At 31.7% G+C, this 24,467-nt stretch carries 20 protein-coding genes; 12 read left to right on the forward strand and 8 right to left on the reverse strand.

What is annotated here, in order from left to right; translation table 11 throughout:
* Positions 1–141 precede the first annotated feature (141 nt).
* Genes Q326_RS0115105 through Q326_RS0115115 form a run of 3 tightly spaced genes read left to right on the forward strand, consistent with a single transcriptional unit; the run spans position 142 to position 3,121 of the window.
* Complete coding sequence (locus Q326_RS0115105; protein ID WP_026896113.1) at positions 142–1,437, forward strand: CitMHS family transporter; 1,296 nt, start codon at positions 142–144, stop codon at positions 1,435–1,437.
* 32 nt (positions 1,438–1,469) lie between these two features.
* Complete coding sequence (locus tag Q326_RS0115110) at positions 1,470–2,819, forward strand: acyclic terpene utilization AtuA family protein (protein WP_026896114.1); 1,350 nt, start codon at positions 1,470–1,472, stop codon at positions 2,817–2,819.
* A 2-nt stretch (positions 2,820–2,821) separates the two neighbouring features.
* On the forward strand, positions 2,822–3,121 hold the full coding sequence (locus Q326_RS0115115; protein ID WP_026896115.1) for an AtuA-related protein: 300 nt from the start codon (positions 2,822–2,824) through the stop codon (positions 3,119–3,121).
* A 40-nt stretch (positions 3,122–3,161) separates the two neighbouring features.
* Here the strand turns inward: Q326_RS0115115 and Q326_RS0115120 are convergent, their stop codons facing one another.
* Both Q326_RS0115120 and Q326_RS0115125 read right to left on the reverse strand, forming a co-directional pair.
* On the reverse strand, positions 3,162–5,024 hold the full coding sequence (locus Q326_RS0115120; protein WP_026896116.1) for a hypothetical protein: 1,863 nt from the start codon (positions 5,022–5,024) through the stop codon (positions 3,162–3,164).
* A gap of 92 nt (positions 5,025–5,116) precedes the next feature.
* The gene (locus tag Q326_RS0115125; protein WP_026896117.1) at positions 5,117–5,647 is read right to left on the reverse strand and encodes an ECF transporter S component; all 531 of its coding nucleotides are present in this window, start codon (positions 5,645–5,647) and stop codon (positions 5,117–5,119) included.
* A 302-nt stretch (positions 5,648–5,949) separates the two neighbouring features.
* Between Q326_RS0115125 and Q326_RS0115130 the strand changes: the two genes are divergently transcribed.
* The 8 genes from Q326_RS0115130 (at position 5,950) to hydF (ending at position 13,966) form a co-directional block, all read left to right on the forward strand.
* Positions 5,950–7,278, forward strand: coding sequence for an acetyl-CoA hydrolase/transferase family protein (locus tag Q326_RS0115130; RefSeq protein ID WP_026896118.1), 1,329 nt, complete (start codon positions 5,950–5,952; stop codon positions 7,276–7,278).
* A 61-nt stretch (positions 7,279–7,339) separates the two neighbouring features.
* Positions 7,340–7,762 carry a hypothetical protein gene (locus tag Q326_RS0115135; RefSeq protein ID WP_026896119.1) on the forward strand — a complete coding sequence of 141 codons (423 nt, stop codon included), beginning with the start codon at positions 7,340–7,342 and terminating at the stop codon, positions 7,760–7,762.
* A gap of 21 nt (positions 7,763–7,783) precedes the next feature.
* A complete protein-coding gene (locus Q326_RS0115140; protein ID WP_026896120.1) occupies positions 7,784–9,265 on the forward strand; it encodes a sodium:solute symporter family transporter in 1,482 nt (493 codons plus the stop codon).
* A 29-nt stretch (positions 9,266–9,294) separates the two neighbouring features.
* Positions 9,295–9,702 (forward strand): hypothetical protein, encoded by a 408-nt coding sequence (locus tag Q326_RS0115145; protein ID WP_156936334.1) that lies wholly within the window; start codon positions 9,295–9,297, stop codon positions 9,700–9,702.
* 115 nt (positions 9,703–9,817) lie between these two features.
* Entirely contained in the window at positions 9,818–11,200 is a 1,383-nt protein-coding gene (locus tag Q326_RS0115150; protein ID WP_026896122.1) for a sigma-54 interaction domain-containing protein, read from the forward strand.
* 228 nt (positions 11,201–11,428) lie between these two features.
* Positions 11,429–11,683 carry a TM1266 family iron-only hydrogenase system putative regulator gene (locus tag Q326_RS0115155; protein ID WP_026896123.1) on the forward strand — a complete coding sequence of 85 codons (255 nt, stop codon included), beginning with the start codon at positions 11,429–11,431 and terminating at the stop codon, positions 11,681–11,683.
* 24 nt (positions 11,684–11,707) lie between these two features.
* Complete coding sequence (gene hydE / locus Q326_RS0115160) at positions 11,708–12,757, forward strand: [FeFe] hydrogenase H-cluster radical SAM maturase HydE (RefSeq protein ID WP_026896124.1); 1,050 nt, start codon at positions 11,708–11,710, stop codon at positions 12,755–12,757.
* A gap of 18 nt (positions 12,758–12,775) precedes the next feature.
* Complete coding sequence (gene hydF, locus Q326_RS0115165; RefSeq protein ID WP_026896125.1) at positions 12,776–13,966, forward strand: [FeFe] hydrogenase H-cluster maturation GTPase HydF; 1,191 nt, start codon at positions 12,776–12,778, stop codon at positions 13,964–13,966.
* A gap of 43 nt (positions 13,967–14,009) precedes the next feature.
* Here hydF and Q326_RS0115170 read toward each other — a convergent pair whose 3' ends face one another.
* From Q326_RS0115170 to Q326_RS17640, 6 genes are all read right to left on the reverse strand, one after another.
* A complete protein-coding gene (locus Q326_RS0115170; RefSeq protein ID WP_026896126.1) occupies positions 14,010–14,885 on the reverse strand; it encodes a pyridoxamine kinase in 876 nt (291 codons plus the stop codon).
* A 73-nt stretch (positions 14,886–14,958) separates the two neighbouring features.
* Complete coding sequence (locus tag Q326_RS0115175) at positions 14,959–15,441, reverse strand: VanZ family protein (RefSeq protein ID WP_245592122.1); 483 nt, start codon at positions 15,439–15,441, stop codon at positions 14,959–14,961.
* A 35-nt stretch (positions 15,442–15,476) separates the two neighbouring features.
* Positions 15,477–17,648 carry an amino acid permease gene (locus tag Q326_RS17635; protein ID WP_051531544.1) on the reverse strand — a complete coding sequence of 724 codons (2,172 nt, stop codon included), beginning with the start codon at positions 17,646–17,648 and terminating at the stop codon, positions 15,477–15,479.
* A gap of 158 nt (positions 17,649–17,806) precedes the next feature.
* Positions 17,807–19,702 (reverse strand): nucleoside-diphosphate sugar epimerase/dehydratase, encoded by a 1,896-nt coding sequence (locus Q326_RS0115185; protein WP_026896128.1) that lies wholly within the window; start codon positions 19,700–19,702, stop codon positions 17,807–17,809.
* A gap of 149 nt (positions 19,703–19,851) precedes the next feature.
* Positions 19,852–20,742, reverse strand: a complete 891-nt coding sequence (gene galU / locus Q326_RS0115190; protein ID WP_026896129.1) for a UTP--glucose-1-phosphate uridylyltransferase GalU — start codon at positions 20,740–20,742, stop codon at positions 19,852–19,854.
* Between the two features lie 75 nt (positions 20,743–20,817).
* Positions 20,818–22,353, reverse strand: a complete 1,536-nt coding sequence (locus Q326_RS17640) for a GTP pyrophosphokinase (RefSeq protein WP_051531546.1) — start codon at positions 22,351–22,353, stop codon at positions 20,818–20,820.
* A gap of 330 nt (positions 22,354–22,683) precedes the next feature.
* On the opposite strand from Q326_RS17640, the gene Q326_RS0115200 reads away from it, so the two are divergent.
* Complete coding sequence (locus Q326_RS0115200; RefSeq protein WP_245592123.1) at positions 22,684–24,237, forward strand: sigma-54 interaction domain-containing protein; 1,554 nt, start codon at positions 22,684–22,686, stop codon at positions 24,235–24,237.
* Positions 24,238–24,467 lie beyond the last annotated feature (230 nt).

Below are 24,467 nucleotides of genomic sequence, written 5' to 3' on the forward strand. Positions count from 1 at the left end.
TAACAAAACTTTCTACTTTTTTATAAACGTATATTCTTTTATTATATTCTTATTTGTTAAATAAGCCCTTTGTATTTTGGCACAGTATGTGCAATATTAAATTAATAACCGCGCGGTAATATTAAAATGGAGGTTGATTTCATGCTTGCATTATTAGGTTTTATCACTATTGCATTATTGTTAATTGTGATAATGACTAAAAAACTTTCTCCAACAGTAGCTTTAATAGTTATACCTACTATTACTGCGACTATAGGAGGTTTTGGAAAAGATTTAGGTAAATTTATGACTGATGGCATAAAAAATATTTCAACTGTAGGCACCATGTTCATATTTGCCATACTATTTTTCGGTATACTTACCGATGCTGGAACCTTTGATCCTATTATTAATAAAATTTTAAAGGTAGTAGGTAAAGACCCTATTAAAATAGTAATGGGATCGGCCATACTGGCTATGTTGGTTCATTTAGACGGCTCTGGTGCTGTTACTTTTTTAGTAACGATACCAGCAATGATACCTTTATATGATAAATTAGGTATGAGAAGAACCACATTGGCATGCATTGCAGCCCTTTCTGCAGGTACCATGAATATGCTTCCTTGGGGAGGTCCTACATTGCGAGCGGCTACAGCTCTTGAAATGCCGGTTACACAATTGTTTAATCCTCTAGTTCCTGCATTTATCGGGGGAGTTATCTTTATATTATTAGTTGCCTACTGGTTGGGAAAAAAAGAGAAGAAAAGGTTAGGAAATATAGTACTTGAAGATATAAATGTAGAAAGAAATATTGCTGAAGATAAACTTGCTTTAGCAAGACCGAAAATGTTTCCTATAAACTTAATGCTAATTATAGTCTCTATTGGTGTCTTGATATCAGGTAAACTTCCACCTCACATCATATTTATGATAGCATTTTCAATTTCTATAGTAGTAAATTATCCAAATGTAAAGGCCCAAAGAGATAGAGTAGATGCCCATGCCAAGGCTGCTCTAATGATGGCTAGCATACTATTTGCAGCTGGTGGATTTATAGGTATAGTAAAGGGTTCAGGTATGATTACAGAAATGTCTAATGTGGTTGTAAAGGCAATCCCTAATTCTTTAGGCAAACAAATTCCTTTGATCACAGGAATATTTTCTATGCCTGCCAGCTTACTATTTGATCCAGATTCTTTTTATTTTGGGGTAATGCCCGTCTTATCTTCAGCTGCTAAAGGATTTGGTATTGATGCTGTAAATGTTGCTAGGGCATCAATATTAGGACAAATGACTACCGGATTCCCAGTAAGCCCATTAACAGGCTCTACATTTTTACTTATGGGACTTACAGGAGTAGATTTAGGAGAACATCAAAAAAAGACTATACCATTAGCATTTTTGACTACTATAGTAATGCTAATAATTGCAATAATAACTGGTGCAATAGTTATGTAAAAAAATTGTTTATAGAAATGGAGGATTTCAGAATGAAAAGTATTAAGATAGGTTGTGGTGCAGGTTATGCTGGAGATAGAATAGAACCTGCTATAGAGATGATGGAAAAAAGTGATATAGATTATATAGCTTTTGAGTGTTTAGCGGAAAGAACTATAGCCATAGCACAACAGGAAAAGATGAAAAATCCACAAAAAGGATATAATCATCTTTTAGAATATAGAATGAGAAAAATTCTCCCTATATGTAAATCAAAAAATATTAAAGTAATAACAAATATGGGAGCAGCAAATCCCGAAGGAGCAATAAGAAAAATAAAAGAAATAGCTCAGGAATTAAATATAAAAGGGCTCAAAATAGCCGCTGTAATTGGAGACAATATATATGATAATATATCAAAATATATGGATATGAAAGTTCTTGAAACAGAAAAACCTTTAAAAGAATTAGAAGGTGAAATAGTTTCTGCCAATGCATATTTAGGCGTTGATGGTATACTTCAAGCACTTGAAAATGATTCTGACATAATAATCACAGGCAGAGTAGCAGACCCTGCTCTATTCTTAGCCCCTATGATTTATGAATTCAATTGGTCTTTAGAAGACTATGAAAAGATTGGAAAAGGTACATTAATTGGTCATTTACTAGAGTGTGGAGGCCAAATCACAGGTGGATACTTTGCCGATCCCGGATATAAAGATGTAGATGATTTATACAAATTAGGGTTTCCTATTGCAAATGTATATAAAAACGGAGATGCAATAATCACTAAAGTACAAGGTTCAGGAGGTAAAGTTACAGAGTCTACTTGTAAAGAACAACTCTTATATGAAATCCATGACCCAAAACGATATATAACTCCTGATGTTATAGCCGATTTCTCCAATGTATCAATACAACAAATTGACAATGACCAAGTACAAATCAGTGGAGGAAATGGCATAGAAAAAACCGATACCCTAAAAGCAAGTATAGGTTATTTTGATTGCTTTATAGGTGAGGGAGAAATAAGTTATGGTGGCCCAGGTGCCTATGAAAGGGCTAAATTAGCAGGAAAAATAGTTGAAAAAAGATTGAAAATGCTAAATATCTCTACCAAAGAACTTCGTATAGATTTAATAGGTATAAATTCACTATATAAAGATCAGATAAGTAATACTTTAAGTTCGTCAATTGCTCCTGAAGTAAGACTTAGAGTAGCAGCACGAACAAAATCAAAAGAAAATGCTACTACTATTGGAAATGAAGTAGAAGCTTTATATACAAATGGGCCCGCAGCTGGTGGTGGAGCCACAAAATCTGTAAAAAAAATAATATCTATGGCATCAATATTCATACCAAGGAAAGATATTGATACTAATATCTTATACGAGGAGGTATAAAAATGAAACTTAGAGAAATTGCTCATTCAAGAACAGGAGATAAGGGAAATCTATCTAATATATCCCTTATAGTATATAATATTGAGGATTATGAAAAAATAAAAAAATATGTTACACCTGCAGTAGTGAAAGAATGGTTTAAAGATATAGTTAAAGGAGAAGTAGTTAGATACGAACTGCCTAATATAGGAGCCTTAAACTTTGTAATGCATAATGCATTAGGTGGAGGAGTAACTAGATCCCTTGCAATAGATAAACATGGTAAATCCTTAAGTTCAGCTTTGTTAAATATGGAAATATAAATCAATAAGCCTCCTTAAGTTAAACTTAAGGAGGCTTAAATCAAAATTTATCACTAAGATATATCACATTTCCTTCCCTATTATATCCCTTAGTTAGGTATTTACATATATCTATACCTAGTTTGTTCATTTTTATAGTATATATATGTTCTCCATCAATTACATCCTGATGATTCAATTTTTTAGTATATTCTATATCAAATATCCCTAATGCATTAAAATAATAGGTGATTTTAGAATTGAATATATCGGTCATTCTAATATCTATTAGGTTGCCATTCTCATATATGAACTCAAATATATCATCCACATCTTCAATATCTTCTACAATTTTTTCAATATCTACATTTACGAAGGCATTTATAACTTCTTTATAATTATAGATCATTCCTGGTTTCAAATCTGCTAGATGCTCCAATATTGCGTTTCTATTATTGTATTCTTTAGTATCATTGAAAAAATCATCATTTACAAGCCTTTTCCAATCACATTCTTTCCAAATATAAATCAGAAATAGTGATGCCTTTTTTGAACAACTAAATTTTATATATTCATTATACTTTTCCCCTAATTCCAATAACTCTCCATTTATATGAAATATGTCCTTATCTATAGAGAATAGATAAAATAAATGTATCAGTAAAACATCTATTTGATTGGGTGCACTCTTTAATACTTCTGGATTAGTCATAATATTATTTAACGAAATAATATTCTCTCTATTTATAAATTTATTTATCTTAGTTAGCTTTACCTCATGCTCTTTTATATAAGTTAAAAAATTAATATAATCATTTACTATATTAATCTTTTTATTATCAATATGTTTTTCAAATATCCTCTCTAAACCTTGATCAAAAGAAAAATCTTTTACAATAACATTTTCACAATCTTTCTCATCTTCATAGGAATAAAATATATCCAAATAATAATCCTTATCTTTGGTCACTCTTAATATGTCATTATAGGTATGTTTATCTATTATATCTTTTATATTTAAATATTTTGCATATTTTCTCACCGATGTTATAGTTTGCAACAAATCATTTTTAGATATAAAATATCCATCATCTATTCCCCATTCAATAAAATTCACTATAGTATCCTCATTGAAATCAGATATAGCATCCTCTTGATGTAAAAAATAATCATAATATCCCCTTATTACCTTCATATGTTTTATAGAAGTCTTTTCACTTATTCCCTGAACATTAATCATGAAGTCTCCAAAATCTTCAATAATGTCTTCTACATCTTCATTGTAAGCATCCATATCCTCTTCATCCATATAGTCAGTATAAAAGTAATCATATGCCTTATAAAGTATATAACTATATCTCTTCAAAAATTCTTCAATAGTTAGTCCCTGCTCATCAGATATATCTTTATACATATCCATTATTAAAGATATAAATTCATCTTTCACACTGGGATATAGATAAGAATCTATACCAAAAAATACCGTATTCCCTTTAACATGGGCTATTCTAGATAGTTTTATATATCCTGGTTTTATATCCTCTTTAGAAATACTAGATTCTCGAACTAGGCGCTCTTCGTTTAAAATTAAATCTTTTACATAAACATATTCCCCTTTTATCTCTAATATCTCATATAAAGATAAAAAGCTTTCTCTAATACTCTCATATGCATATAACTCTTCATCGTTTAAACTATCTTTATATTTTTCAATAAAAAGTTCAATAAATCTTTTTCCATTAGGTGTTACATAATCTAGTATAAACCAATAATTCATTACTGCTTCCCTATGTGTCTCATCTATACCATTAAAGGAAAAAATCTTTATATCCTTCCATCCTTCTTTATTAATCGTATCTGTGGTAAATTCAAAAACTTTCTCTATTAGGTCTTTCTCGTATTCTATTATATCATTGTAATCCAATGGTTAACCCTCCTACAGCATTTGGAGTTATTATACCATATATGAAATCTTCATGTCACTAATTACGCAAATGTGTGTCATACAAAATCATATCATGCATTTTGGACTTCTAGTTTTTTGAATCCTTTTTTTACTTGTATTCCTATAGGTAACGCAATGATTATACCTACACTAGTTGTTAGTATGGATCCTGGAATTTTACTCAATGGCGCTACAAAATTTCCACTGAAATATACATTTGTAAAATAGTATCCCACAAGGGATATTATTCCTCCTACAAAATAAGCAAATGCATTCATATAAATATTTTCTCCATTGAATTTTCTTGATTGCGATATGTTAGCCACAATATATGCCATAGCTCCTTTAATTATCAATGTAAAAGGAGCATAGCTAAAAAATCCTCCAAATATATCAAATAAAAACATACCTCCACCTGATGCTATGGCTGAATCCATTGGATTTAATATCAGTGCAGTAATAAATAATGTTGCAGTACCAAGATGCATCATACTGGGTCCTATAGGTATATGTATATATGTAGCTGCCATATTTACTGCTATAAATAATCCCAATAACACTATTCTCCTTGTTGTCCATTCTTTTCTGCTAATTGTAATCACAATCAACCCCTTTATTTTATAATTGTATCTGTTATTTATAGATACAATTATATTATTTCATAAAAATTGTATCTGTTCAATACCTTTTTTTTAAAAAGTGTAACTGTTTTTTCAAAATTACTGAAATTTCAGTAACAAAATGTTGCAAGTGTAACATTTTGTTATATATTTTTATATTTTTTCATCTGTAAATATCTATCAAATATAGGTAATTGCCCTTTTTTATAGTCATTCTATACTTGGCATAGATATTGCTTGTTCATATATATAGATTACAAAAGATACTGAGGAGGCAATTAGATATGGAAAATTTCAAAGAAATCTACAAGAATAAACTATTATCTGTAGATGAAGCATTAAAATTAATTAATACAAACGACGTAATAATTGCTGCTCAAGCAGCAGCTGAACCTATGGTATTATTGGAAAATCTTCATAAGATAAAGGAAAATGGAGTATCGGGAGTACAACTTCAAACTTGTCTGCCCATGGGAAATTATGAGGTGATGAAAAATCCTCAATATAAAGATATAGTGTTTAATCATGGATGGTATTTTACTAAGGCATTGAGAGATGCCCATAAAAAAGGCAATGCTACCTTTACTCCTCAACATGCCCATATAGCAATTTGGAAAAAATTAGCTGGTGTAAAAGATAAAAGATTGATACTTTTCTGCACATGCTCTCCGATGGATAAGCATGGATATCTCTCACTATCCATAAGTAATATATACGAAAAGGATTTGATAGATGCTGGCGCCCATATTATATGTGAAGTAAACCCCAACTATCCAAGGACCTTTGGTGACAACATAGTGCATGTCAGTCAAATAGATGCTATAGTAGAAACCAACAGAGATGTACCAGAAGTAAATATAAATCCCTATACAGCTATAGATAGACAAATAGGACAAAACATAGCTGAACTTGTGGAAAACGGTGCCACAATACAGCTAGGAGTAGGAAATATACCCAATGCTGTAGCCAATGAATTGAAGGTAAAAAAACATTTGGGCATCCATACAGAAATGTTTACTGAAACCATGGTAGATTTAATAGAATGTGGTGCAGTGGATAATTCTAAAAAAGGCTTTTATAATGGCTATTCAGTATGTGCCTTTGCCTTTGGATCTAGAAAGCTTTATGATTATTTAGACGATAATCCCACAGTATTGTTTAAATCAGGTTCATGGGTTAATGACCCATTTCAAATAAAAAATAATAAGAAATTCACATCAATAAATGCCAGTCTCGAAATAGATTTAACAGGTCAATGTGCCTCTGAATCTATTGGCAATATCCAATATACTGGAACTGGTGGGCAAGCAGATACTGTATTGGGTTCTCAACGTTCAGAAGGTGGAAAATCCATTATAGCAATGCACTCTACCTATAAGACAAAAGATGAATCAGGAAATGAAAAATTATGCTCTAAAATAGTACCGTTCCTAAAACAGGGTTCTATTGTCAGCCTTTCAAGAAATGATGTGGACTATGTGGTTACAGAATATGGTGTTGCTTGGCTAAGGGGATTGTCTGTAAAAGACAGAGTAAATGCCCTTATAGATATATCCCATCCTGATTTTAGAGATTGGCTTAGATTTCAATCTAAGAAACACTATATATGGTAAGTATGATTAGTAAATATATTTTTAAAATTTTTAACTAAATAATAAAAGGAGGTTTTATAGTATGAATAAAAATGATGCTTGGGTAAAAATTTTACTAGTAGGAGCAATCCTTATGCTAATAGCTCAAGTTGCTAAATTACCTATACTTCTTGTACTTTCATTCCCTATAGTTATGGTATCGTGGATGACATTGGGGGCACTGAGAAAAAACAAGATTGGAAAAGGGTTGAAATTCTCTTTAATTTCGCTTTATATCATCTGGACAATAGGCTTCTTAGCTATGACCCTTATAGACAGTTCCACATTTAGTGGTACTGTATTAGGGTTTATGCCTGGTACAGCTATTATGGTATATGGTGTATGGATTCTACCCTATATATTTGGCACTCTAGTATATGGTATTAGGTTTGACAAAGACTATTTAGACGATAGTGACATAACAAAATTTGAAAAGAAAATAGGTCATGAGACAGAACTTCACTAAATCCAAAGGAGGTATTAAATAATGAGTACAGTCATAACAGTAATAATAATCTATATGTTAATCGTATTGGCTATTGGATTTTGGGCAATGAAAAAGACTAAAGATTCATCAGACTTTTTTGTTGCAGGAAAACAATTGGGTATTGTAGCAGTTGCCATGGCATCATTTTCTGCTGCCATATCAGGATATGTATTTGTTGGAGGCCCTGGTTTAGAATACAAATTGGGAATAGGTACCCTTTGGATGACCTTCCCCACCTCTATATCATTTACCATGGCTTGGTTAATACTAGGTAAAAAAATGAGATTTTTAGCAGAAACACGGGACTGTATGACAGTTGCCGATGCAATATATGCCCGATACAAAAGTAAAGGTGCCAGTTTCTTATCTGCAATCGCTTCATTAGTAGGACTTATACTTTACTTAGCAACTCAAATAAGTGCCTTTGCATTTATACTTTCACCTATATTCGGATGGTCTTTTAAAACATCAGTAGTTATAGGTATGGCAGTAGTGCTTATATACTCTGTCGCAGGTGGTATGCTTGCAGGTGTATATACCGATGTTTTCCAAGGTTCCATAATGGCAGTAGCTTCATTATTTGTCTTTGGCTATACACTGGTACATGGTGGTGGTATGGCAAATATGACTGCCACCCTTGCAAATAAAGTAAGTCCTGAGTTTGTTGGCCCCTATGGCCTAGTAGGTCCTGGTCTTGCTATAGGTTGGTTCTTCTGTCTATCTATAGGTATAGTTGGCCAGCCTCAAATTGCTCATAAATTCTATATGATAAAGGATGTAAAAAAATTGAAATGGGGTCCCGCATTGGCAGGTTTAGCAGGCATGTTGGGAGGACTACTATGGTTAGGTGTTGGATTGGCAGTAAGATATAAAGTAGAGATAGGAGAATTAGCTGCTTTAGAAAATTCAGACTATGCTATATCCATATTCTTAAACACATATTCTCCCAAAATATTGGCAGGAATCATATATGCTGGTATCATATCTGCCGTTATGTCCACAGCTGACTCATTTATAAACCTTGCATCAGCATCTATAGTTAGAGATATCCCTAAAATATTTGATAAGCATATTTCTTCTAAAAAAGAATTGCAATATGGTAGAATTGCAGTAGTATTCTTATCAATACTTACGGTTATAGTGTCATTCATATTTGGAACTAAAGGAATAGCCATATTGGGCGCATTTGGATGGGGAACCTTCGCAGCAGCATTAGCTCCAGCATTAGGTATAGGTCTAAACTGGAAACGTGGAACTAAGGAAGGTGCATTCTGGTCAATATTAATTGGACTACTATTAAATGTCGGTCTAGAAGTATCCAAAAGCTTGGGAGCATCATTCTATCAAAATATATTTGCTCCACTCAAAATCTATAATGGTACATTGACATTAGTCATCTCTGTTATAATATATATAGTCGTTTCATATATGACATCAGAGCCTAAACTAGATAGTGATATGAACGCAGTAATGGATTCTTAAATCATACCATGAAAGTAGATGATTCCCATATGAGTGAATATATAATAGATATTTTATCAAAATTTTTTGAAGTAGGGTTCTATCAAAAACAATATTATGACATAGTTATCACTAACAAAAAATTGATATTAGTATGGCTAGGTGAAAGCTTCAAGCCCTGGATGCTCAGGGCTGACCCTGGTCAAAATAAAAGAGACAATCTATCATCTTTAGATATCGATAACATAATAAGATATAGTAAAAATAATATAATTATAGATTATAGTCATATAAAGGATATCAATTTAAACAAGAGAAACCTTTTTAAAAATGCTTATATTGCAGTAACTACTAGAGATGAAGAATACAAATTATATACAGAAGATAAAAAGATAGATATGAATAAGGTTTTTCATACCTTAAATAAGATACTTAAAGCCAAAGTTAGCCTGAAATAAGATAATACTAAATATACCTAACATATTTAAAGGCATAGAGCAGCCCCTCTATGTCTTTTCTATTTCTTTATGGTATTATATATATATACGAAAATGTCACAAAGGATGATGCCTCATGAAAAACTTTATTAATTCAAAAGAGTTTATAGCATTTTGTCATAGTGCCTTTGATAATATACCCATAGCCATAGATTTTTTAGATAAAGATGGCCGTATGATCTATATAAATAAAGCCTTCTCAGACTTTCTTCAAATTCCCATAAAAAATATGATAGGAAAACTAGTTACCGAAATAAATCCAACATCAAAATTTTTGCTAGCATTAAATGAAAAAAAAGCAGATATCGCTGTGAGACATGTATTCCCCAATGATAGAGAGGCCATATGCCACAGGATACCCATATTTGACAATAATGGCGAATTAATGGGCGGACTAGGTATGATTTTATTTGAAAAAGTCAATGAAATGAAAGAAATATTAAAAAAATGTGAAATACTAGATAAAAACCTTACACTATACAAAAATGAAATTGCTCGATTAAATAGTGCAAAATACACCTTATCAGATATCATAGGAAATGCTAAACCCATGACATTATGTAAAAAAAAGGTTAGAAAAATAGCCAATTTAAATCTCAATGTATTAATATCTGGAGAAAGTGGTGTGGGCAAAGAGCTTTTTGCTCAAGCCATTCACAACGAAAGTAATCGTGCCCATATGCCCTTTGTAAGTATAAACACCTCTGCAATACCAGAAAACCTATTGGAGTCTGAATTATTTGGCTATGAAGAAGGGGCATTTACTGGGGCAAAATCTGGAGGCAATATAGGAAAATTTGAACTGGCCAATGGAGGGACTATATTTCTAGATGAAATAGCAGATATGCCCTATTATATGCAGGCAAAAATATTGAGGGTGATCCAAGAAAAAGAAATAGTTCGTATAGGAGATAATAAACCTATCCCCATTGATATAAAAATCATATCTGCAACACATAAAAACTTAGAGAAAATGGTTGCCAATAATAAATTTAGAGAAGATTTATATTATAGATTAAATGTATTAAATCTAGAAGTACCTCCATTAAGAGAACGAACTGAAGATATACCTGAACTATCAGAAAATTTTCTTATGGAATTCAATAAAGAATATGGTTTTTATAGAAAATTATCAAAAAATGCCATGGATATCCTAAAAAGTTATTCTTGGCCCGGTAATGTAAGAGAATTGAGAAATGTCTTAGGTAAGGCATGTGTAAATGCAGACAATACTATAATAACTGCCAATGATTTGCCTGCAAACCTATTCATAGATTCCATAGTTAAAGACAATAAAAACGATTCAGGATTTTATAATATAATAAAAAAAGTAGAAAAACAATTAATTAAAAACGCCCTTACTCAAAGCAATAACAATAAAGCAGAGGCAGCGAGAATTTTACAAATACCCCGCATGACACTGTATAGAAAAATAGAAGATTTAAAAATTGATATTTAAAATAATTATTATCTTGACAATAATTTCATTAATTGATAAAATATTAACAAGTTCAATGTTATTGAGAGTATTCTTAATTTCATTGTCCATAATAATATATAAGTACGACCTAACAGAATGGAGTTTTTCTCATCTGAAAGGAAGGATTATACAAGACGTTTCATTATGAATTCTATGCCTTCTTTTTAGAGAAGGTTTTTTTATTTGTATAATAAAGGATGTGTAAATATGAAAAGAATTGCTGTTATTGGCGCTGTACTAGATGAACCTAAAAAAATTCAAAAGACTTTTAATGATACTATAGCAGAATATTCCCATATAGTAAGGGGACGAATGGGACTCCCCTTTGAAACAGAAGGTATATCTGTTATTTCCATAACAGTTTTAGGAGAAATGGATGAAATCAATAGTCTAACAGGAAAATTAGGTAATATCCCCCATGTATCAGTAAAGACTTCTATCTCTAAAAAGACAGTAAAATAAAAGAATATAGCAAAGGAGATATCTATGAAAAGATTAATTGATAAACTCCATATTGAAAGTAATCTATCTAAAAATGAACTTCTTAACCTCTTAAACAATATGACATCAAAAGATATAATATATCTAAAAGAAAAAGCCAATATGGTACGAAATAAACATTATCAAAACAAGGTATTTCTAAGGGGTTTGATAGAATTTACTAATCATTGTAAATCCCATTGTATCTATTGTGGTATAAATGCCAAAAACTCCTTGGCCCACAGATATAGACTTTCTAAGGAAGATATTTTGAACTGCTGTAATACAGGATATAAACTGGGATACCGTACCTTTGTATTACAAGGTGGAGAAGATCCTTATTTTACCGATGACAAAATGGTAGACATTATTGAAACCATAAAGACACAATACCCCCATTGTGCCATTACTTTATCTATAGGAGAAAAGAGCTATCAATCCTATAAAAGATTTTATGACTCCGGTGCAGATAGATATCTCCTCCGACACGAAACTGCATCTAAATCCCTATATGAGTCTTTACACCCAAATATGAGCTTTGAAAATAGAATAAGGTGTCTCTATGACCTAAAGTCCATAGGTTATCAAGTAGGTGCTGGATTTATGGTGGGTCTTCCAAATCAAACTAATGAAGATCTAGTACAGGATCTACTATTCTTAAAAAAACTAGGTCCCCATATGGTTGGAATAGGTCCATTTATCCCCCATGAAGATACTATATTAAGAAACTGTTCTTCAGGCACAGTAGATAAAACTGCCATACTTCTAGCCATGATCCGACTTATATTGCCAGATGTACTACTCCCTGCCACAACGGCATTGGGGACTCTACATCCCACAGGTAGAGAAAAAGGGCTAAAGTCAGGGGCAAATGTAGTTATGCCCAATCTATCTCCTACAAATGTAAGGGAAAAATATTCTCTATATAATGGCAAAATTTGTACTGGTGAAGAAGCAGCAGAATGCATGAATTGTATCAAAGGACGTATTGAAAGTTCAGGATTTATTTTGGACTTTTCTAGAGGAGATAATATTAATTGGAAACGAAAATATTAAAATAAGGAGAGGTTTCTTATGAATAGTACTCCCTCAGCTAACAGGCCCCATATAGTATTATATGGGAATAGAAATAGTGGTAAATCTTCGTTGCTCAATGCTATCATTGGACAGGAAATTTCTCTAGTATCAGATATAAAAGGCACCACTACCGATCCTGTAACTAAATCTATGGAATTAATACCTCTAGGCCCTGTGGTATTTATAGATACTGCAGGGTTGGATGATATGGGTACATTGGGAGAACTTAGAGTTAAAAGAACATTAAAAATACTCCAACGCACAGATTTTGCCATATATGTAATGGATGGAAATAAAATAGATAAAGAAGATTATAAAAAAGCTATCCACAATTTTAAAAAATTTCATATTCCATATATGACTGTTATCAACAAAATAGACAGATTGTCTAAGGATAATCTTAATAATTTGAAAAAGATATATCCCAATGCCATATTTGTATCGGCAAAAGAAGAATTTCATATCCTTGAACTCAAGGATAAACTAATAGAAGGTATTCATAAGCAAGAAGAAGATCCACCTATAGTAGGAGATTTAGTACCGTATAATGGAACTATAATATTGGTAGTCCCCATAGATTCAGAGGCACCGAAGGGTCGTATTATCCTGCCACAGGTTCAAGTGATAAGAGATGCATTGGATCACGGCATAAAGTCCTATGTAGTAAGGGACACAGAGCTATCCAATGCACTAAAAGATTTAAATCATGTAGATTTAGTAATAACTGATTCCCAAGCATTTAATAGAGTAGATCAAATAGTCCCTAATAATATATCCCTTACCAGCTTTTCCATATTATTCGCCCGCTATAAGGGAGATTTAAATGCCTTTATTGAAGGTATTCACACGCTGGAAGAATTGAAAGAAGGAAGTAAGATATTGATATCGGAAAGTTGTACCCACAATCATTCCCATGAAGATATAGGAAGAGTTAAAATTCCCAATGGATTGGAAAGACACCTCCGTAAAAATTTTGATTTTACCTTTAGAATGGGACACGACTTCCCCAATGATGTATCAAAATATGACTTGATCATACACTGTGGGTCATGTATGGTAAACAGCAAAACTATGAGTACCAGAATTCAAATGTGTAGAGAACAAGGAGTACCAATCACTAACTATGGTATGGTACTGGCCTATTTATCAGGTATATTAAAAAGAAGCATGGGAATATTTAAGTCCTAATTTATATCCAGTAGTCGGTAGTATACCAACTACTGGATATATTTCATTCCATCAACTCATAGCTATTGAGTATAACTGGCATTTTCAAAGTATCTAATACCCTTTCCAATAGCACCCCTTCTCTTTTATTATAATTAAATCCATAACTGGCCCTAATAGCTGTCGTTATAAATTGTACCGATTTATCTAAGGCTATAGGTAAACTATCACCTGTGAGCAAACTGCCTATCAATACACTGGTAAAGGTATCTCCTGTACCTGGAAAATTGGCAGGAATATATTTGCAACCTACCTTCCAAAACTTATTGTTAATCCTATCATATGCCATCACATCTGTGTTGCCCAATTCATATTCATCGGGAACACTGGTAATAACCACTATGGAGGGTCCCATATCTGATAACTCCATAAGCCACTCCTTTACCTTACATTGGTCAATATTGTCCACTACAGGCCTGTCTAATAAGTAAGCAGCCTCTGTAAAATTAGGAGTAATTATATCTGCTTTTGTTATTAATCCCCTCATCTTTTGTACCATATCTTTATCCATAGTAGTATACAGTTCTCCCTTATCTCCCATTACTGGATCTACCACTGTGATATTGGACTCATTACCAAAATCATCAATAAACTGTGAAATTATATCTATTTGTCTAGTTGAAGCTAAAAACCCGCTATATATACAGTCAAAATCTATATTTTCCTTTTTCCAATGATTCATATAGTCTTCCATAGAATCAGTCAAATCTACAAATGTAAAATCCTCAAAATCTCCAGTATGAGTAGACAAAACTGCTGTGGGAAACGGACATACCTGAATACCCATAAATGAAAGAACTGGAATTATTGATGTAAGAGCTGCCCTACCAAAGCCTGATAAATCGTGGATAGCAGCTACCCTTTTAACTGGATTATGCATTATTATCATCCCCTTATTTTGAACATAAAAATATTATAACATAAAAATAAGGTGACAAAGAAAATCTTCATTGTCACCTCATCAAAAGGGAATATAATCCTATTCCCACAAAGGCACCTATACTATCTATCAATACATCAACTGCTTGAGCACCTCTACCTGGCACAAATAGCTGATGGATTTCATCTGAAATGGCATAAATGACACAAAATAAAAAAGAAAAAACAAATGCCCTATACCCTTTTACCCCAGTTGTTATAAATGCATTCATGGTCAATATACCCAAAATAAAATATACTGCACCATGGGCACACTTTCGTACTATATGGTCAAATTTTGAAACTACATCCTTGGTATTATCTGTTTCAATATCTAAAGATACAAGTCTCCCTACTGCCTTTATTATTACTTCTGTTACCCTTTTACTGAGATTACCAGATTCTGTTGCTGGTTGAGCCGATAAAGCAAAAATAAATAGCATCCAAAATACAACCATTGCCCATGAAAAAATCACCATCATTTTCTTATTTTTAAATACATCCATTACATCATACACCCTTTAACACCCGAAAATATTTACTAAGGTTTTACTTATTCAAAAAATCTAAGATATTTTGTTGAAGATTGATACCTCTTTATAATTAAAATAGGTTTCTTAGAATGGGATGCCACCCTTTGAGGTAATGTGGATAGAAAATTACGCTTAAACCTCTTACTGGAATCTCCCACAATAGTCAAGTCGCTGTCATTTGTTGCTTCAAGGATAGCATCTGTTGGAGAATACTTTTCTAAAAGCTCATATTGTACATCTATATTTTCCTCCATTTCAGCAATTTCTTTTAATTCTTCCAATGCATATTTCTTTTCTTCTTCACTTGTATCTGGATTTATAACCCTCAAGACCTTTAATGTTGCACCAGTATTTAAAGCCAATCTTTTACCTAGAAACAAACCATATCTAGAGTTGTGTTTACCATCATATGCAACCAATATTTTTTTAGGATCTTTAGTAAAATGTCCCTTAAGTACTGCTATATGAGTCTTAGCATTGGTCAATATTTTATGGGTTATTCCCCCTATTGCATATTGTAATCTATTTCCTCTTTGCCATCCCATGATGATTAGATTGGCCTTCTCTTTTTCACTCTGTTCCATTATAGCATTAGAGACATCATGGTCAAAGGTAATGACATATTTTTGCCTATGACTGGTCACTTCTGTCCATTCACTAAATACCTTTTCTAATATCTTACAATCCTTACTTTTTGAATCATGATAACACTCTCTAGCAGCATTTAATGCCGTCTGCTCTGGTACTTTAACAACATTTAATCCAATAATCATATCTCCTAGCCTATCAGCAAGATACAATAAATCTTCTTCATTGTCAGGGTTTGATATGGGTACCAATATCCTTTTCTCTTCTGAGTGAATATCTATAGGTACCTCTCCTTCTCCTAAATAAGATTGAATACTATAATTAAATTCAATCTTATCCCTGCCAGTAAAAACATATAGAAATATCCCTATAATAATAACCACTAGAGCAAACACCATAGAAAATACACCTAATGAAGGTAATAATAAAAGACTACCAACTATACCTATTATCTGAGTAAATGGATAGAAAGGATCTTTAAAACTAGGAGCATAATCTGGATTTTTGCTCTTCCTATATATCAATACTGAAAAATTAACTAAGACAAAAACCATTACATTAAAAGTAGACCCTAACTTAGCTAATTGCTCTACATCAAATAATATCAATAACCCCAACATAGTAACTCCTGTCACAAGTATGGCACGATAAGGTGTTTGGAATTTCTTATGTATCTCTACTAGAGAACGGGGTAATAAATTGTCCCTAGCCATTGCAAAGGGAAACCTAGATGATGATAAAATAGCAGCATTGGCAGTAGATACTGTAGCAAAAAAACCTGCTATTGTAATTATAATACGACCTGGTGTACCTGCCATTATAGTTGCTGCATAGACAAGAGGTGTATTAGTATTCAATAGACTTTCCAACGACACCATACCATTTACAGTAATAATTATTCCTCCATATATAAGTATAACCAATATTACTGAACCTAAAAAAGCTCTAGGGATATTTTTAGACGGGTCTTTTACTTCCTCAGAGATAGCTGCAAGTTTTACTATACCTAAATATGAGATAAAAATAATCCCAGTTGTTTCAAAAACTGAAGATACACCATAGGGCATAAAGGGTTTTAATAATTTTTTATCTATCATAGCACTTCCTCTAATGGTAAATACCAATAAAATTAAAATCAATCCCACTACTATTATATTTTGGAGACTACCACTACTTTTTGCTCCCCTATAGTTAATCAATAAAAGGATTATTCCTACACCGAAAGCCGCTATAACAATGGGCATTGAAAAAAATACATTTAAATATTCTGCGAGCCCAACTAAAGCAAATGAGCCTTTAAATACCAAAGATAACCATGCGCCCAATCCAATAATGGTACCAAACATAGGCCCCAATGCCCTACTAATAAAATAATAACTTCCTCCCGCTTGGGGCATTCCTGTGGCAAGCTCCACAACACTAAATGTTGTAGCTAGAGTAATGAGTCCTCCTATTATAAAGGAAAGTACAGCTGCTGGCCCAGCAGTAGATATAGCTATACTGGGTAAAACAAATATTCCTGCTCCAATCATGGTTCCAGTTCCTATGGCAAAAACGGGAAAGAAACCTAAACTTCTTCCTAATCTCTGTTGCGTTTTATTCATTAATATAATCACTTCCTTTCCATTCAAATCTGTTTTAATAAAACTTTTATTAATTTTATAATTATAATATACCTACTGATATAATATTGAAACAAAAAATTTTAAAGGGTACGATATTAATACCGTACCCTTTACACTTTAAATCTATCCTATAAATGCTAAATTTCCTTACTTGCTGACACTTCATCATTTAAAATATTTTTGCAAAATACATCATTTACCTCAAAATTATTTTTATATGTGGGAACCATCTGAGCTATATAAGATTTTAATTCATTTTCATCGGAATTGTCCACTATTTCCTTTAAGTTTTCCATCGCATTAATCATAAGCCTATAATCTGTAAATGTGGGTTTTCCTATAAATATTTTTTTATGCTCTGTAGATTCTATCCCTTCCTCGTCCAATAATAATTCCTCAAACAATTTTTCACCAGGTCTCAAACCCACAATCTCTATGGGAATATCCACTTCAGGTTCAAACCCTGACAGTCTTATTAAATCTCTAGCTAAATCTATAATCTTTACAGGCTCACCCATATCAAGTACAAATACCTCTCCACCCTTGGCCATGGCACCAGCCTGTATAACCAGCTGAGATGCCTCTGGTATAGTCATAAAATACCTTATAACTTCTTCATGGGTTACAGTAACAGGCCCTCCATTGGCAATCTGTCTCTTAAACAGTGGGATAACACTACCATTACTACCCAATACATTGCCAAATCTCACAGCAACAAATTCTGTATCACTTACCTTATCCATGGATTGTATTATCATCTCACATATCCTCTTACTTGCCCCCATTATATTTGTAGGATTAACAGCCTTATCTGTGGAGATCATCACAAATTTCTTTACTCCATACCTATCTGCTGATTGAGCAAGATTAAGGGTACCAAAGACATTGTTTTTAATAGCCTCTTTGGGATTGTCTTCCATTAAAGGCACATGTTTATGGGCTGCCGCATTAAATATAACATCAGGTCTTATATCCTTGATTATTTGGTCTATCCTCTTCTTATCCCTTATTGAACCAATTATTGTCTTTAGGGTAAGTCCATCACCATATATGGATTTAAGTTCATTCTGTATATCATATGCATTATTCTCATATATATCCAATATGGCCAATTCTGAAGGATTGAACTTGGCAATCTGTCTACACAACTCCGAACCTATGGAACCACCACCACCAGTTACCATTACCTTTTTTCCCTTAAGATAACCGCTGATACTGTCGATATCTAGACTTATTTGTTCCCTACCCAATAAATCTTCTATCTGAACTTCCCTAATTTCCTTTATACTTACCTTTCCATCTATTAATTCATACATACCTGGAAGTATCTTAAGCTTCGCCTTGGTCCTCTTACATTCCTCTACAATTTCTCTCAAATCCTTCTTACTTCCTGAAGGAATAGCTATAATGATTTCATCAACCTTTTTTCTATGCACAACTCCCATTATGTCATAACGTTGTCCCATTATAGGTACTCCATTTATCCTCTGTCCTTCCTTTGAAGGATTGTCATCTATTATGGCTACAGGTTTACTATTTAGCTCCTTATGGTTTTTGAGTTCCTTTATAACCATTGCCCCTGCATCTCCACCACCTATTATCATAACCCTTTTTTCTATTCCCTTGGGTTTAATATCGCTATCCTTTAATCTTCTCAATGCCCTATAACTAAACCTAATTCCTCCTATAAATATCACATCAAACATACCAGCAAGTATATATATACTTCTGGGAAAATGGGATTGATTTATAAACAAATAGCTTAATGCACCAGCATTGGCCACCATACCAGCCACAACTATCTGTATCATCTCTTCTACACTGGCATATTTCCATAGACTTTCATAAAGTTTAAAATAATAGAACACTAAAAGTTTAATAACTGTAAGGGCTATAAAGTTGTCCATATATACTTGTAGATACCCTTGTTCAATCTTTCCTTCAAATCTTAAAAAAAGTGATACATAGTAGGACAAATTTACTGCTAGTATATCAATCATTATTAGATATATAGTCCTAATTTTCTTCTGCATAAAATCTTCCCCTTTTACTTCTTGCTTAAGTACTAACTAAAGTATATTTCAATCCTTCTCTTTTTTCAATGGAAAATATAATAAAAAAATACAGTGGAAAGATTAATCACTGCCACTGTATATCGAAATCTCAATAGCTTCTATAATAACTAAGAACTACTAACTACAGAGCCATAATTATCAACTATGTCCCTAATATAGTCCAAAAACTCGTCCTTTAAATCATCTCTTCTCAGTGCATATTCTACAGTCGCCTGAAGAAATCCCAATTTATCCCCTACATCATATCTTCTTCCTTCAAAATTGTAGGCATACATAGCTTCTCTTTTAGCTAATTCCTTCAATGCATCGGTTAATTGGATCTCCCCGCCTTTTCCAGGCTTAGTATGTTCTAATATTTCAAATATAGGTGGATTTATAATATATCTTCCCAATACAGCTATATTTGAAGGTGATTCTTCTACAGTAGGTTTTTCCACCATGCCCTTTACTTTATATACCCTATTTTCTATATATTTTCCATCTACTATACCATATTTACACACATCTTCTTTATCTACTTCCTGTACTCCTAAAATAGATGTCTTGTATTCATTGTATACCTCTATCATTTGTTTTAAACAAGGTTTTTCTGCATATACTATATCGTCTCCCAATAATACTGCAAAGGGCTCGTTTCCTATAAAAGACTTGGCACAATATATGGCATGACCTAGCCCCTTAGGTTCTTTTTGACGAATATAGTGGATATTCACTAAATCAGATATCTTTCTAACTTCTTCAAGCAGATCCATCTTGCCTTTCTTCTCTAATTCCAGTTCCAGCTCTACAGATTTGTCAAAATGATTTTCTATAGATGTTTTATTCCTTCCAGTAATAATCAGTATCTCTTCTATACCTGAATTTACAGCCTCTTCAATAATATATTGCAAAGTGGGCTTATCCACTATAGGTAACATTTCCTTTGGTTGTGCCTTAGTAGCTGGTAAAAATCTAGTACCTAAACCTGCAGCAGGTATTATCGCCTTTCTTACAATCACTTTGAGTCCCCCTTTAGCTATTTTTAATCATATATATTATTCTACTATATTAGTCAATTTTAGACAAAAACATTTCTACATAGTCTTAAATAGTTTTAATACTTCATTGGCTTCAATTTCATCCAATGTTTCCATTTTATCCATATATTCCAATGCTCCAAATCTTACACCTATATTTTTATTTGAATAATTTTTAATTTTTTTAATTAAATTTGTTACCTTGGCAGTTCCAATTTTCCAATCCAGCACTGATAGTATCTTTAAATTAAATAATTCTAAATATATATCCTGCAATTGACACCAATCATCATTAGAAGTTATATTTTCACATATTAACTGAATTATTTTATCTGTGACCTTATTTATTGCTTCTATGCTATTATCATCTAAAAAATGTATAGATTTTATCTCAGTGAAACTGTGTGCTATCTGTATAATTAATAGCTGTGCTATATTATTTGCCAATGTTTCTTCAAATGAGGCATACAGTTTTAAAAAGCTATCATTGTTCTTAAATCTATCTCCAATAAATTTTATAAAAGTTTCAAAATCCTCTGCATTATTTCCAAGCTCTATTTCAAACAATATTGTAAAAAATACATTACACTGGAAATCACTGTTGATCAAATTTAATATTGTACTTCCCATAATTTTGGAAAATTCATCATCTAATAGTACATCTCTCTCAAATTGTATTTCTCTATTAAAGTTAATGTCATTATTACCAATTTCTTTTAATCTAGCTAATGTTTTTAGCAAAGTTTTATTGTAGTCCTCTAGATTTTCAGCATTATTAGTTCTAAATATATACCGCATTATAGTGTCACAAGATTTTCTAAAGTCTATGGTGAACCCAATACTATCTTTAATTTTAACAGAAAAAATTTCATATATTATTTTTGATAACAATTTTTCTAATTGATCTATTCTAGCTGCTGTATCAACAGTGTTTAATTTATTAAACTGATTATATATTAATAGAAGCTGATTATCTATCATAGTAAGATTTTTCTTAATTGAACCCATTATATCTTTAAAAAAACCATCCCATACCATATAATTGTTGTTTTTATATATTACTTTATGCTCTATTTCTCCCCAAAATATATTAACAAGGGATTTAATCTGGAGTTCAAAGTTAAAAGTTTTATTGTTATATTTATATAATCCATCTATCCTATATATTTCAAATCCATTTTTTTGTTGTTGGGGTTGAGTACTAGTTAATTCCAAGCTGATTTTTTCATTTAAAGGATTACAATAATAACCATCAGAAAGCTTTTTATTAAAATGCTTCTTCAATACTTCATATATTTTTCTCTCATCTTCAATAAATCTACATTCAATCCTAACCCCTATTAAATCAGAAAGATTTAACAATAGTTCTTCTGGTGATTCATATTTTTGATAATAGTTATTTCTAAGTATTTTTTCTTTTAGACTCAAAGGAGATTTAACTCTTGAATTTATATTTAAAACTTCTTCACTATTTGATTTTAGTATCTCTTTAAAATATTCTTCTATTTCATTATAAACCACATTTATTTCACTTTCTAAACTATCTAAATACTCCATCACCTCTTCTATAAAATCAAACAATTGTAACTGCATATTTTTTCCTCCTACTATAATATATAATTGGTTGTAACTTGATTGACTTTGATACTATTAATTTTTATGACTTATATAGATAGTTTACATTACAATGCTTACAAAATCAAAATACCTGATTACACCTATATGAAAATTTCATATATATATAGTTTTCAAAAAAATTCCTCTCTTGATATTGATTTGTATGCTTATATCATAACATATGGTAAAACACTGATTTTACACTAATTTACTAAAGGGAATATATAAATATTGGAGAATCTATATATTAAATAATATAAGATAAGGTTATAAAGAAAGGGGATAAAAATGAAAATCCGAGATATTATGACTCCTTTAAAGAGCAATAAGCACATAGTAGATGGTATAAATGGAAATACTGACATATACTCTCTAGGCAACAAATATAAAACTTTTAGTAATTCTACTTTAGAAATTATCGATAACCAAAGTTATAAAATTGGAGAATTAAATAAAGAATTATTGTCTTATATCATTAGTACATCTAATAAATACATAACTAACGATATTTTAAATAAAATTGAAGATGGTGTTGTAGCTATTGATGCAAAAGGTAAGATTTTTTTTGCAAATCATGCCTATTCTAAAATCTTAGGAGTTCCAATATGCAAAATCATAGGAAAATCAATGCAAAAAATAGAACCAGGAGCAGCAATATTAGATGTGTTACAAACAAAAACACCTATTAATAAGGAGAAACAATATATTGAATCCTTAGATAAATATGTTTCTGTTAGAATATATCCAATTAAACAAAATGGTGCATTAGGTGGAGCAGTATCAATTTTTACCGATACCACAGAATTGATTAAATTGAATAAAGAAGTAGAAAGAGCCAATGAAGTTGCTGTATGTTTCCAAAAACAGGTAGAAGCTCAACAAGAACTATCAAAATTAAAAATCATAGGAAAAAGCCCTAATTTTTTAAAGGTAGTTTCTCAAGCACTGGTTGTTTCAAAAACACAAGCTTCAGTATTAATTAGAGGGGAAAATGGTTCTGGAAAAGAGATGATTGCAAAAATTGTGCATTCCAATAGTCAAAGAAAAGATCGCCCAATCATTACCGTCAATTGTGCAGCCATCCCTGAAAATCTTATAGAGAGTGAACTTTTCGGATATGAAGAAGGTGCTTTTACAGGCGCAAAGCATGGTGGGCAAATGGGGAAATTTGAATTAGCCAGTGGAGGAACTTTGTTCCTTGATGAAATAGGAGACATGCCTATAACTATGCAATCAAAACTATTAAGGGTATTGCAAGAAGGAGAAATTGAAAAGATTGGAAGACAAAAAAATATACCTGTAGATGTTCGCCTTATTACTGCAACAAATCAACCCTTGGAAAAAATGATTAATGAAAAAAAGTTTAGAGAAGATCTGTATTACAGATTAAATATTGTAGAGATTCAAATACCTCCTTTAAGAAATCGTAAAGAAGATATAGGATTGTTAGCAAGCTATTTCTTAGAAATTTATAACAATAAATATGAAAAATCAATATCTTTTTCTCAAGAGATACTTTCCTTTTTTCATTCTTATAATTGGCCTGGGAATGTTCGTGAAATGAAAAATTGTATAGAACATGCTGTTATTATGTGTTTAGATGATACATTCAAACTAAAACACTTGCCTCCCCACATAAATAAAACAATTAGTAATACTACAATTAAAGAAAAAAATATATCCTTATATACATATGGAACCTTACAACAAGAAGTTAAAGATTTAGAAAAGAAAATAATCACTGAAGCAATTGCATCTAGCAAAAATAACAAAAGTAAAGCAATGAAATTATTAGGAATAAGTAGAAGAACCTTTTATCGCAAGTTAAAGGAATATGGAATAAATAGTGCCAAAAAGTAAACATATGTGCCTTAAAGTAAACAGGATTTTCATACAATCCTGTTTTTTATATCAAAAGTATACAGTTTTATTTTAACCTGCTTTTATTAAACCAGTGAAAACCCCTTACTATACATAATTCTATAGTCTTTAAAATTCTGGCATGGATATTGCTATTTATATATAGAAAAAAGGAGGAAAAGAAATAACTTAAAATTTGGAAAATTATAAATATAGATGCCTAAAAATAC

Origin of the sequence: Clostridiisalibacter paucivorans DSM 22131, from assembly GCF_000620125.1 — a bacterium.
Classification (GTDB): Bacteria; Bacillota; Clostridia; order Tissierellales; family Clostridiisalibacteraceae; genus Clostridiisalibacter; species Clostridiisalibacter paucivorans.